Consider the following 12,141-nt stretch of genomic DNA (forward strand, 5'->3'; position numbering starts at 1 on the left):
GGGAGCGCCCGCCACCGCCGCACCAGGGAGTACTTGCCATGACCGACCACACCTACCGGGTCACCGAGATCGTCGGCTCCTCGCACGAGGGCGTCGACGCCGCCATCCGCAACGGCATCGCCCGCGCCGACCGCACGCTGCGGAACCTGGACTGGTTCGAGGTGGTCCAGGTCCGCGGCCACATCGAGGACGGGGCGGTCAAGCACTTCCAGGTCGGCCTGAAGGTCGGCTTCCGGCTCGACGACAACGGCAACGGCGGCTGACCGGCCGCCGGGAACGTGCGAGGGGCGGGAGTCCGGATCGGACTCCCGCCCCTCGCACGGGTGCTTCGGCGACGCCCCGCGGGGCGCGGCGGCTCAGTGGCCGCCCTGCTCCTGGAGGCGCTTGATCGAGGCGGTGATCTCGGCCTCGGCCTCGGCGCGGCCGACCCAGTCGGCGCCCTGGACGGACTTGCCGGGCTCCAGGTCCTTGTAGACCTCGAAGAAGTGCTGGATCTCCAGGCGGTCGAACTCCGACACGTCCTGCAGGTCCTGCAGGTGCGACCAGCGCGGGTCGGTCGCCGGGACGCACAGCAGCTTGTCGTCGCCGCCGGCCTCGTCGGTCATGTGGAACATGCCGATGGCGCGGCACTTGATCAGGCAGCCGGGGAAGGTCGGCTCGTCCAGGATGACCAGGGCGTCCAGCGGGTCGCCGTCGTCCGCGAGGGTGCCCTCGACGTAGCCGTAGTCGGCCGGGTAGCGGGTCGAGGTGAAGAGCATGCGGTCCAGGCGGAGGCGACCGGACTCATGGTCGACCTCGTACTTGTTGCGCGAGCCCTTCGGGATCTCGATCAGGACGTCGAACTCCAACGGTTCCTCCAAGGTTCGGACTGACAGAATCCAAGTGTCTCCTACGACAGTGAGTGCTCGGGAAAGGGGCCGGTCGGTGAGATCAGGGACAGGGGTGGGGCGCGGGCGCAGAACGGCGCTCGTCGGGGTCCTGGGGGTGGCGCTGGCAGCGGGGGTGCTGACGGTCGCCGATCCGGCGCTGGCGCAGCCGTCGCCGGGAGCCAGCCGCTCGGACGGGCACGGCAGGCGCGCCGACGACGGACACCACCCGGGGGGTGACGGGCAGGGCCAGGACGAACACGGCAAGGCCGGCCAGCAGGACCGCCGCGGCAACCGGCACCGCGCGGTGCCGGTCAAGGGCCCGGTGCTGCCGGCCGGCGGCGCCGCGGACAGCCGGGTGCCGACCGGCAACGGGCTGCGCACCGCACTCGGCACCACCGTGCAGGACAGGTCGCTGGGCACGCTGAACTACGCGGTCGCGGACGCCGCCACCGGCGAGCTCCTGGCCGGGGCGAACGAGAACACCCCGGCCACGCCCGCCTCCACCACCAAGCTGGCCACCGCCGTCGCCGCGCTGGCCCTGCTGCCGGCCGGCCACCGGATCGCCACCACGGTGGTGCAGGGCGCCCCCGGCGAGATCACCCTGGTCGGCGGCGGCGACCCCACGCTGACGGGGCTGCCGGTCGACCAGGTCCGGATCGGCGGCGCCCCGGTGGACCAGGAGAGCGCACCCGCCTCGCTGATCGACCTGGCCCGGCGCACCGCCGCCGCGCTGAAGGCCGCCGGCACCACCACCGTCAAGCTCTCGTACGACACCTCGCTGTACGGCGGCCCGGTGCTGCACAGGGAGCACGACGGGACGAACATCGCCGCGATCACCCCGCTGATGGTCGACGAGGGCCGGGTCGACCCGCGGTCCGCGAAGGAGGCCCCGGACCGGGTGCCCGACCCGGCCGGGCAGGCCGCCGAGGCCTTCACGGCCCTCCTGAAGGCCGAGGGCGTCACCGTCCCGCAGAAGGCCGGCCAGGCCGGCGCCCCCGCCGGGGCGACCGAGCTGGCCCGGGTGGAGTCGCCGGAGATCGGACGGCTGGTGGAGCGGATGCTCACCACCTCCGACAACCAGCTCGCCGAGGCGGTCGCCCGCCAGGTCGCGCTCGCCGCCAAGCAGCCCGCGAGCTTCGACGGCGCGGCCGCCGCCGTCACCGCCGAACTCACGAAGCTCGGGCTGCCGACCGCCGGGGTGGTGCTCACCGACGGCAGCGGCCTGGCCTCGGCCAACCTGATCCCGCCGGTCACCCTGGTGAAGCTGCTGTCCGCGGCCGGCTCCCCGCAGCACCCGGAACTGCGCCCGGTGATCACCGGCCTGCCGATCGCGGGCTTCACCGGCACCCTGGCCGGCCGGTACGGCGCCAGGTCCGGGGCCGGCGAGGCGGCCGGCATCGTGCGCGCCAAGACCGGCTCGCTGTCGAACGTCAACACGCTGGCCGGCACCGTGGTCGACGCCGACGGCCGGGTACTGGTGTTCGCCCTGATGAGCCGCACCGGCGCGCTCCCCGACACGGCCCGCGCCGCCGTCGACCGGATCGTCGCGAAGATCGCCGCCTGCGGCTGCTGACTCCGCGTCGGCCCGCTGACCGGGCGTCAACGGGCCGACCGGGGGCGGGCGGGCCGCTGCGCCCGTCTCCCCCCGGGCGGGGGCGAGCACGTACCGTGAGGGCATGACGAGCGCGAACAGCGGTGCGGAGATGGTCGACTGGGATCTCGCGGCGGCGACCGCGGTGCGCCTCGCCCGGCCCGGGCCCCGGATCGGCCGCGAGGAGGCCCGGACGGTGGTCTCCGAGCTCCGCCGGCACGCCGTCGAGGCCGAGCGGCACGTGCGCGAGTTCACCCGGATGGGGACCGGCGAGGACACCCCCGGCACCCCCGTCCTGGTGGTCGACCGGCCCGGCTGGGTGCGGGCCAACGTGGCGGGCTTCCGCACCGTGGTCCGCCCGCTGACGGACCGGCTGGCGGCCCGCCGCCCGGACGGCCCCGGCTCGGCGGCGGTCGGCTCGATGGGCGCCAAGGCCACCGGCGTGGAGGTCGGCGCGGTGCTGGCGTTCCTGTCGGCGAAGGTGCTGGGCCAGTACGAGACCTTCGCCCCGGCCCAGCTGCCCACCGCCCCGGACAGCCCCGAGGGCCTGTTCGACCAGCCGCGCCGCGGCCTGACCGCGGTGCCCGGGCGGCTGCTGCTGGTGGCGCCGAACATCGTCCAGGTGGAGCGCGAACTCGACGTCGCCCCGCACGACTTCCGGCTCTGGGTGTGCCTGCACGAGGAGACCCACCGGACCCAGTTCACCGCCGTGCCCTGGCTGCGCGACCACATCCAGTCCGAGGTGCAGGAGTTCCTGGCGCAGACCGACGTCGACCCGTCGGCGCTGCTGGACCGGCTGCGCGAGGCGCTCGGCGGCCTGCCGGGCTTCGGCGGCCGCGGCAACGGCTCTGCCGCGGGCAGCCTCACCGACCTGGTGCAGACGCCGGCGCAGCGGGAGATCCTGTCCCGGCTGACCGCCGTGATGTCGCTGCTGGAGGGCCACGCCGACGTGGTGATGGACGGCGTCGGCCCGGCCGTGGTGCCGTCGGTGGCGGAGATCCGGGAGAAGTTCCAGCGCCGCCGCGACCGCGGCAGCGGCCGGCTCGACCTGGTGCTGCGCCGGATGCTCGGCATGGACGCCAAGCTGCGCCAGTACCAGGACGGCGCGGTGTTCGTCCGCGGCGTGGTGGAGCGGGCCGGGATGGACGGCTTCAACCGGGTGTGGACGTCGCCGAACACGCTGCCCACCAAGGAGGAGATCCACGACCCGGCGTCCTGGGTGGCCCGGGTGGTCGGCTGAGCCCGGACACCGGGCGGGCGTCGTTCGCGGACCCCGGTGGACGGTCAACCGCGCGAGTCGTACACCTGGCGGCAGCCGTAACGTTTCACCATTCACCCGTACGTGGGACCGTGGATCCGCCGTTGGCGCGGGTGGCGTGGGCGGTGGCCGGATTCTGCGACCATCTGTGAGCGCCTGGTGACAGAGAGCTGACAGGCGGTCCCGTACCCCCCTCCGCCAAGGAGTGCCAACCATGGGCCCACACCCCGCTGTCGCGGCGATACGCCTCGCCGTCCGCCGTACCCTCGCCGAGCTCGCCGCCGAGGCCGGCGTCAGTCCCGGCGGCCCGGTCCGCGCCCGCACCGGACCCCCGCCCAGGCCTCCCCGCTGCCCGCGCTGGCCACCACCGCCACGGTGCCGGGCACGCTGATCGGCAACGCCCGCCGCCACCCCTCCGGCCTGCCCCGCACCCCGGCCGCCCCCGGCTCCCGCTGGTGCTGGTCGCGGTCTCCGGCGGCGCCGACTCGATGGCGCTGGCCACCGCCACCGCCTTCGAGGCCCCCAAGCTCGGCCTGCGGGTCGGCGCCGTCACCGTCGACCACGGCCTGCAGGACGGCTCCGCCGAACGCGCCGAACAGGTCGCCGTCCGGCTGCGCGAGCTCGGCCTGGACCCGGTCGAGGCGGTCGCCGTCCGGGTCGGCCGCGAGGGCGGCCCGGAGAACGCCGCCCGGGAGGCCCGCTACGCCGCGCTGGACTCCGCCGCCGAACGGCACCGCGCGCTCGCCGTGCTGCTCGGCCACACCCGCGACGACCAGGCGGAGACCGTGCTGCTCGGCCTGGCCCGCGGCTCCGGCGCCCGCTCGCTGGCCGGGATGCCCGCGCAGAAGGGCCGCTACCGCCGCCCGCTGCTGGAGCTCGACCGCGCCGCCACCCGGCAGGCCTGCACCGCGCAGTCCATCCCGGTCTGGGACGACCCGCACAACACCGATCCGGCCTACACCCGCTCCCGGGTCCGCCACGAGGTGCTGCCGGTGCTGGAGAAGCACCTCGGCGGCGGCGTGGTCGAGGCGCTGGCCCGCACCGCCCGGCTGTTCCGCGACGACGCCGACGCGCTCGACCAGTGGGCCGCCCTCGCCGAGCGCGACCTGCGCGCCCCCGACGGCGCGCTCGACGTGGGCAAGCTCTCCGAACTGCCCCCCGCCGTGCGCCGCCGGGTGCTCCGCCGCGCCGCCCTGCGCGCGGGCTCCCCGGCCGGCGACCTGTTCGCCCGGCACCTGGAAACCGTGGACTCGCTGGTCACCGGCTGGCGCGGCCAGGGCCCGCTGCACCTACCCGGGGGCGTCGAAGCCGTGCGCCGGTGTGGCACGCTGGTGTTTCGGCGGCAGGGCGACTGAGCACGAACCAGTCGTACCGCCGCCGCCGAACCCAGACCCCGAACGTTTGAGGACGTATCCCCGGTGGACCAGAACGACATGGGCGCAGACCTCGCGAAGGTGCTCATCAGCAAGGACGAGATCGACGCCAAGCTGGTGGAGCTGGCCGCGCGGATCGACCAGGACTACGCGGGGAAGGACCTCCTGCTGGTCGGCGTCCTCAAGGGCGCCGTGATGGTGATGGCCGACCTGGCCCGGGCCCTGCACAGCCAGGTGACCATGGACTGGATGGCCGTGTCCTCGTACGGCATGGGCACCAAGTCCTCGGGCGTGGTGCGCATCCTGAAGGACCTGGACACCGACATCGCCGGCCGTGACGTGCTGATCGTCGAGGACATCATCGACTCCGGCCTGACCCTGTCCTGGCTGCTCGGCAACCTCGGTTCGCGCGGCCCGGCCTCGCTGAAGGTGTGCACCCTGCTGCGCAAGCCGGACGCCGCCAAGGTCGAGATCGACGTCGAGTACGTGGGCTTCGACATCCCCAACGAGTTCGTGGTCGGCTACGGCCTGGACTACGCGGAGAAGCTGCGCAACCTGCCGTTCATCGGCACGCTGGCGCCGCACGTCTACGGGGGCTGAACCGTTCGGGCGACGGGTGGGAACAGGGCACTGTTCCCACCCGTTGTGCGGGGGTAGGAAAATAGGCCGCACCGTGGTGTGATCCCGTCGTGAGCGGGGGGCGCTGCGGTACGGTCCAATCAACCGCTCGTCTGACGAGCACATATCGGAAGCGCCGCGGCCGACGGCCGACCAGCGCCCGTTGAATGGCAGGAGGGACGGGGCGGTGACGCCCCGCATGGATGGACGTCAAGCGATACTTCCGTGCGCCGATCATGTGGGTCGTGCTGGCCGCCCTCGCCGTGTTCGCGTTGATGGAGCTCGTCTCGGACTCGAGCGGCTACAAGACAGCGGACACCGGTCAGATCATCAGCGCGATCGACAACAACCAGGTGAAGTCGGCGCAGCTCACCACCGGTGACTCGAACCTCATCAAGATCCAGCTGCAGGACGGCCAGAAGCTGAAGGCGGGCGCCAACGGCAAGTCGCCGTCCGGCACCCGGTTCCAGGCCTCCTACACCGGCGACCAGCAGGCCGCCGACCTGGCCAAGAAGCTCCAGGACCGGTACTCCGCCGGTCAGATCGCCGACGGTTACACCGTCAGCCCCGAGAAGCAGTCGACCTTCGTCAGCCTGCTCTTCTCGATGCTGCCGATCGTGATCATCGTGGTGGTCTTCCTGTTCCTGATGAATCAGATGCAGGGCGGCGGCTCCAGGGTCATGCAGTTCGGCAAGTCCAAGGCCAAGCTGCTCACCAAGGACACCCCGAAGACCACCTTCTCCGACGTCGCGGGCGCGGACGAGGCCGTCGAGGAGCTCCACGAGATCAAGGAGTTCCTGCAGGAGCCGGCCAAGTTCCAGGCCGTCGGCGCCAAGATCCCCAAGGGCGTGCTGCTGTACGGCCCGCCCGGCACCGGCAAGACCCTGCTGGCCCGCGCCGTCGCGGGCGAGGCGGGCGTCCCGTTCTACTCGATCTCCGGCTCCGACTTCGTCGAGATGTTCGTCGGCGTCGGCGCCAGCCGCGTCCGCGACCTGTTCGAGCAGGCCAAGGCCAACGCCCCGGCGATCATCTTCGTCGACGAGATCGACGCCGTCGGCCGGCACCGCGGTGCGGGCCTCGGCGGCGGCCACGACGAGCGCGAGCAGACCCTCAACCAGCTGCTGGTCGAGATGGACGGCTTCGACGTCAAGGGCGGCGTCATCCTGATCGCCGCCACCAACCGCCCCGACATCCTGGACCCGGCGCTGCTGCGCCCCGGCCGCTTCGACCGGCAGATCGCCGTCGACCGCCCGGACCTCCAGGGCCGGCTGGACATCCTCAAGGTGCACCAGAAGGGCAAGCCGATCGCGCCGGACGTCGACCTGTCGGCCGTCGCCAAGCGCACCCCCGGCTTCACCGGCGCGGACCTGTCGAACGTGCTGAACGAGGCGGCGCTGCTCACCGCGCGCACCGACAAGAAGCTGATCGACAACCAGGTGCTGGACGAGGCGATCGACCGCGTCGTGGCCGGTCCGCAGAAGCGTTCGCGGATCATGTCCGACAAGGAGAAGAAGATCACCGCGTACCACGAGGGCGGTCACGCCCTGGTCGCGGCGGCCTGCAACTACTCCGACCCGGTGCACAAGATCACCATCCTGTCCCGGGGCCGCGCGCTCGGCTACACCATGGTGCTGCCGGACGAGGACAAGTACTCGACCACCCGTAACGAGATGCTCGACCAGCTCGCCTACATGCTGGGCGGCCGGGCGGCGGAGGAACTGGTCTTCCACGACCCGACCACCGGCGCCTCGAACGACATCGAGAAGGCCACCGCCACCGCGCGGGCCATGGTCACCCAGTACGGCATGAGCGAGCGCCTCGGCGCGATCAAGTTCGGCTCCTCCGACTCCGAGCCCTTCCTGGGCCGCGAGATGGCCCACCAGCGCGACTACTCGGAAGAGGTCGCCGGGCTGGTGGACGAGGAGGTCAAGAAGCTGATCGAGACCGCGCACAACGAGGCCTGGGAGATCCTGGTCGAGAACCGCGACGTGCTCGACAACCTGGTCCTCGAACTGCTGGAGAAGGAGACGCTGAACAAGGAGCAGATCGCCGAGGTCTTCGCTCCGGTCATCAAGCGTCCCCCGCGTCCGGCGTGGACCGGCTCGTCCCGCCGCACCCCGTCCACCCGGCCGCCGGTGCAGTCGCCGAAGGAGCTGGCGCTGACCAACGGCGCCGTCTCCGGCACCGACAGCCCGGTCGACGTCGTGAAGCTGCCGCCGGCCGACGGCGGCCAGGTCGAGGGCTGATCGACCGGACACCTGTTCGGAATGGATGCCGCGTTTCCGGGGTTTGTACCCTGGAGGCGCGGCATTCGTGCTGCACGGAACCTTTCCCTCTGACGAGCAGCGAGGCACGCATGATCGATCCGGTGACGCTCGACGGTGAGCCCCCCGTCGGCGAGTTCGACCAGAAGCGGGCCGAGAACGCCGTCCGCGAGCTGCTCATCGCCGTCGGCGAGGACCCGGACCGCGAGGGCCTGCTGGAGACCCCGGCCCGGGTCGCGCGCGCCTACCGCGAGATATTCGCGGGCCTGTGGCAGCAGCCGGAGGACGTGCTCACCACCACCTTCGACCTCGGCCACGACGAGATGGTGCTGGTCAAGGACATCGAGGTGTACTCCACCTGCGAGCACCACCTGGTCCCGTTCCGCGGCGTCGCGCACGTCGGCTACATCCCGTCCGTGAGCGGCAAGATCACCGGCCTGTCCAAGCTGGCCCGGCTGGTCGACGTGTACGCCCGCCGCCCGCAGGTGCAGGAGCGCCTCACCAGCCAGGTCGCGGACGCGCTGATGCGGATCCTGGAGCCGCGCGGCGCCATCGTGGTGATCGAGTGCGAGCACATGTGCATGTCGATGCGCGGCATCCGCAAGCCCGGCGCCACCACCGTCACCTCGGCGGTGCGCGGCCAGCTGCGGGACCCGGCCACCCGGGCCGAGGCGATGAGCCTCATCATCGGGCGATGAGGCACTGCCGGGTGGCCGTCCGGCGCCCCGTCAGGGCCGCGGTTCGCGGTCCTGCGGGCGCGCCAGGTGGTCGCTGAGCCACTCCAGGGTGGCCGGGAGTTCGCGGCGCCAGGTCTCGAAGGAGTGGCCGCCGTCCGGCAGCATCAGCGAGTCCACCAGGAACTCGGGGTGGTTCTCGGCGGCCTGCTTCGCGGTGGCGAGGAACTTCTGGGTGGCCTGGTAGTCGTCCTCCGCGTGGGTGGAGACCACCAGCAGGGACGCGGCCGGCGCGGGCAGGTTCTTCAGCCGCCAGTTCAGGTCCGACTGTCTCGCCGCGTCCGCGTCGCCCCGGAACAGGTCGCCGTCCGTCCACCGGTCGTTCGGCACCGTGTAGTCCGGGTGCATCCCGGCCGCGTTGTGGTACGCGTCCGGGTGGCGCATCGCCAGCCGCAGCGCGCAGGACCCGCCGGTCGAGTAGCCGAACACGCCCCAGGACTCCGCCCCGCGGCCCAGCCGGTACGCCGAGCGCAGCGCGGCCGGCACGTCCTTGACGAACCAGGTCTCGGTCTTCGGCCCGCCGGGGACGTCCACGCACTCGGTGTCCCGCGGCGGGACGACGGTGGGGCGGGCCATCACGATCACCGTCGGCGCCATCTGGCCGGAGCGCTGCAGCTCGGCGGCGGTCTGCGGCAGCTGCAGGCTGTCCACCAGGTTCAGCGTCGGACCCGGGTAGCCGGCCAGCGCGACCAGCACCGGGAAGTGCTCGCGGCCGTAGCGCGGATTGAAGTACTCGGGCGGCAGGTAGACGAACACCTGGTCCGACAGCCCCGACTCGGTGCCGGTCAGCCGCACCGAGTCGATCCGGCCGACCTCCTCGGGCTTGCCGGCCGGCAGCACGTCCTTGACCGTCTCCAGCCCGCCCTCGTCGGTCGGCTGGACCAGCTTGTCGCCGTCCGGCACGGCGCCGGGGGTGCGCGCCGAGGTCAGCGCGAGCGGGGCGGCCGCGCCGGGGCGCAGCAGGTCGTTCCAGGAGGTGTAGAAGCCGTACGCGTTGTTCACCGACAGCAACAGCACCGACAGCGCCGCCGATTGAGTGACCGTCAGCAGGCCGAGCCGGCCGAGCACCGGCAGCGGGCGCTGCGCCGACAGCCGCGGCCACAGCCAGAGAGTGGCGATCAGGGCCCCCACGGCCACCGCGATCAGCGCGTACACCAGTGTCCGGCTGGTCAGCTCCATGCCTTCCGATCCTCTCGACTCCCGCTCCGCCATCGTGGTCTGACGGTCCGTCGGAAGCGCGTGGGGGTAGTCTGACCGAGCGTCGGAAACCAGTACGACCGGATGACTGCGCGAACGGGAACCGTCGCCCTAGAATGCGGCGTCCACCGGTTGGAATCGCGCCGAACCGCCGTGCCGGCGGCCACGGGTGCGGCATCGGTGGTACCCGCCGCATCCCCCGGTCCGGCGAGCGGGACCGCTCGAACCGGGCCCCGGACGGACGGGCTCCTCCGTCCCATGGACCCCTCTTGACGTGCGGATTGCCAGAAAAAGGAACAGTCATGAAGGTTCATCACAACCCGGCGCCCGGGGTGCGCGCGCAGCGCCCGGGTGCCTCTAGGCTGGGTTCCCATGAGCGCTCCCGTGTCCGCTGAGACCACGACCGACCAGCCCCGACGGCGGGGGCTGCAGGCGCTTCGGTCCCAGGCGTCCGCCGTGCCACGGCGATGGCTTCCGGGCGTCGTCGGCTACGCCTGCCTGGTCATCGGACTGATCGACATCGCGTGTGCGGTCTTCCCCCGGCTCCGGCTCACCCGGATGCACGTGTGGGCCGGCCAACTGCCCGGCGGCACCACCACCTTGGCCGCCGCCGGCACCCTGATGGTCGGCATGCTGCTGGTGCTGCTCGCGCACGCGCTGCGCCGCCGCAAGCGGCGCGCCTGGCGCGCCGTCTGCGTGCTGCTGCCGGTCGGCGCCGCGCTGCACCTGCTGCGCTGGCACCAGTTCGGCCAGGCCGCGATCTCGCTGGCGCTGCTCGCGGTGATGCTCGTCCACCAGCGCGAGTTCTACGCCAAGGCCGACCCGCGCACCCGCTGGCGCGCGGTGCTGAACTTCGTCGTGCTCGGCGCCGTCTCGGTGCTGCTCGGCCTGGTCATCGTCTCGGTCCGCTGGAAGGCCGAGGTCGGCGACCCGTCGCTGTTCCAGCGCCTGGAGCACGTCGGCTACGGCCTGTTCGGCTTCGAGGGACCGATCCACTACACCACCGACCGGATCAGCGACCTGGTCGGCTACTCGCTCGGCGCGCTCGGCCTGGTCACCGCCCTCACCACCGCGTACCTGGCGCTGCGCCCCGAGAAGCCCGAACCCGAGCTCACCCCCGAGGACGAGCTCAAGGTCCGCGAACTGCTCGCCCGGCACGGCAAGCGCGACTCGCTCGGCTACTTCGCGCTGCGCCGCGACAAGAGCGTGCTGTTCTCGCCCACCGGCAAGGCCGCGATCTCCTACCGGGTGGTCTCCGGCGTGATGCTCGCCTCCGGCGACCCGGTCGGCGACGTCGAGGCCTGGCCCGGCGCGATCAAGGTCTTCATGACCACCGCCCGCGAACACGCCTGGGTGCCCGCCGTCATGGGCTGCTCCGAGGTCGGCGGCGAGGTCTGGACCCGCGAGGCCCAGCTGGACGCGCTCGAACTCGGCGACGAGGCCATCGTCGACACCGCCACCTTCTCGCTCTCCGGCCGCGCCATGCGCAACGTCCGCCAGATGGTCAAGCGGATCGAGCGCAACGGCTACTCCTGCAAGGTCCGCCGGGTCGGCGACCTCACCCAGGACGAGAAGCGCCGGATCGCCGACGCCGCGGCCCGCTGGCGCGGCACCGACACCGAACGCGGCTTCTCGATGGCCCTCGGCCGGTTCGGCGACGCCGGCGACGACGACTGCGTGGTCGTCACGGCGCACAAGGCGCCCGAGGAGGGGGAGACCGACTCCGGCGACGACCTGAAGGCGGTGCTGCACTTCGTCCCCTGGGGCGAGGACGGCATCTCGCTGGAACTGATGCGCCGCGACCGCGAGGCCGACCCCGGCCTCAACGAACTGCTGATCGTCGCCGCCCTCCAGGAGGTCGGCGCGATGGGCATCCGGCGGGTCTCGCTGAACTTCGCGATGTTCCGCTCGGCGCTCGCCCGCGGCGAGCGGATCGGCGCCGGGCCGGTGCTGCGCGCCTGGCGCGGACTGCTGGTCTTCCTGTCGCGCTGGTTCCAGATCGAGTCGCTGTACAAGTTCAACGCGAAGTTCCAGCCCACCTGGGAGCCCCGCTTCCTGGTCTACCAGCACACCCGGGACCTCCCGCGGATCGGCTTCGCCGCGATGCAGGCGGAGGCGTTCATCACGCTGGGCATGCCGCGGTTCGGGCGCAAGCGCCAGCGGCAGGGGCTGATGCCGGAGACGCCGGTGCAGCTGGGCAAGGCGGCGTAGGCGGAACCAGGGGCGCGGGGAACCGC

General features: G+C 72.5%; 9 protein-coding genes and 1 pseudogene. 8 read left to right on the top strand and 2 right to left on the bottom strand.

Annotated elements, in window-relative coordinates:
- The first annotated feature begins 38 nt into the window (after positions 1-38).
- Positions 39-263 carry a dodecin gene (locus tag KCH_RS20370; protein WP_035864917.1) on the top strand — a complete coding sequence of 75 codons (225 nt, stop codon included), beginning with the start codon at positions 39-41 and terminating at the stop codon, positions 261-263.
- Positions 264-356: 93 nt separating this feature from the next.
- Here the strand turns inward: KCH_RS20370 and KCH_RS20375 are convergent, their stop codons facing one another.
- Positions 357-848, bottom strand: a complete 492-nt coding sequence (locus KCH_RS20375; protein WP_035864919.1) for an inorganic diphosphatase — start codon at positions 846-848, stop codon at positions 357-359.
- A gap of 136 nt (positions 849-984) precedes the next feature.
- Between KCH_RS20375 and dacB the strand changes: the two genes are divergently transcribed.
- The 6 genes and pseudogenes from dacB to folE all read left to right on the top strand — a co-directional run bounded on the left by dacB (position 985) and on the right by folE (position 8,671).
- Positions 985-2,442 (top strand): D-alanyl-D-alanine carboxypeptidase/D-alanyl-D-alanine endopeptidase, encoded by a 1,458-nt coding sequence (gene dacB / locus KCH_RS20380; RefSeq protein WP_167574085.1) that lies wholly within the window; start codon positions 985-987, stop codon positions 2,440-2,442.
- A 103-nt stretch (positions 2,443-2,545) separates the two neighbouring features.
- Positions 2,546-3,700, top strand: a complete 1,155-nt coding sequence (locus KCH_RS20385; protein ID WP_084223786.1) for a zinc-dependent metalloprotease — start codon at positions 2,546-2,548, stop codon at positions 3,698-3,700.
- A 232-nt stretch (positions 3,701-3,932) separates the two neighbouring features.
- Positions 3,933-5,073, top strand: a pseudogene (gene tilS / locus KCH_RS20390) (tRNA lysidine(34) synthetase TilS).
- A 63-nt stretch (positions 5,074-5,136) separates the two neighbouring features.
- On the top strand, positions 5,137-5,691 hold the full coding sequence (gene hpt / locus KCH_RS20395) for a hypoxanthine phosphoribosyltransferase (protein ID WP_035864922.1): 555 nt from the start codon (positions 5,137-5,139) through the stop codon (positions 5,689-5,691).
- A gap of 221 nt (positions 5,692-5,912) precedes the next feature.
- Positions 5,913-7,955 carry an ATP-dependent zinc metalloprotease FtsH gene (gene ftsH / locus KCH_RS20400; protein ID WP_035864924.1) on the top strand — a complete coding sequence of 681 codons (2,043 nt, stop codon included), beginning with the start codon at positions 5,913-5,915 and terminating at the stop codon, positions 7,953-7,955.
- 110 nt (positions 7,956-8,065) lie between these two features.
- The gene (folE, locus tag KCH_RS20405; RefSeq protein WP_035864926.1) at positions 8,066-8,671 is read left to right on the top strand and encodes a GTP cyclohydrolase I FolE; all 606 of its coding nucleotides are present in this window, start codon (positions 8,066-8,068) and stop codon (positions 8,669-8,671) included.
- 30 nt (positions 8,672-8,701) lie between these two features.
- Here the strand turns inward: folE and KCH_RS20410 are convergent, their stop codons facing one another.
- Positions 8,702-9,886: an alpha/beta hydrolase gene (locus tag KCH_RS20410; protein WP_035864928.1), complete on the bottom strand. Its 1,185-nt coding sequence runs from the start codon at positions 9,884-9,886 to the stop codon at positions 8,702-8,704.
- A gap of 390 nt (positions 9,887-10,276) precedes the next feature.
- Between KCH_RS20410 and KCH_RS20415 the strand changes: the two genes are divergently transcribed.
- Complete coding sequence (locus KCH_RS20415; RefSeq protein ID WP_244305379.1) at positions 10,277-12,115, top strand: phosphatidylglycerol lysyltransferase domain-containing protein; 1,839 nt, start codon at positions 10,277-10,279, stop codon at positions 12,113-12,115.
- Positions 12,116-12,141: the final 26 nt, after the last annotated feature.

The sequence above is a fragment of the Kitasatospora cheerisanensis KCTC 2395 genome (genome assembly GCF_000696185.1).
In the GTDB taxonomy this organism is placed as follows: Bacteria; Actinomycetota; Actinomycetes; order Streptomycetales; family Streptomycetaceae; genus Kitasatospora; species Kitasatospora cheerisanensis.

Bases quoted from the DNA above. Each gene is read 5' to 3' on its own strand.
- KCH_RS20370 (WP_035864917.1), top strand. From the start codon at position 39: ATGACCGACCACACCTACCGGGTCACCGAGATCGTCGGCTCCTCGCAC.
- KCH_RS20385 (WP_084223786.1), top strand. From the start codon at position 2,546: ATGACGAGCGCGAACAGCGGTGCGGAGATGGTCGACTGGGATCTCGCG.
- ftsH (WP_035864924.1), top strand. From the start codon at position 5,913: ATGGACGTCAAGCGATACTTCCGTGCGCCGATCATGTGGGTCGTGCTG.
- folE (WP_035864926.1), top strand. From the start codon at position 8,066: ATGATCGATCCGGTGACGCTCGACGGTGAGCCCCCCGTCGGCGAGTTC.
- KCH_RS20410 (WP_035864928.1), bottom strand. From the start codon at position 9,886: ATGGAGCTGACCAGCCGGACACTGGTGTACGCGCTGATCGCGGTGGCC.
- KCH_RS20415 (WP_244305379.1), top strand. From the start codon at position 10,277: ATGAGCGCTCCCGTGTCCGCTGAGACCACGACCGACCAGCCCCGACGG.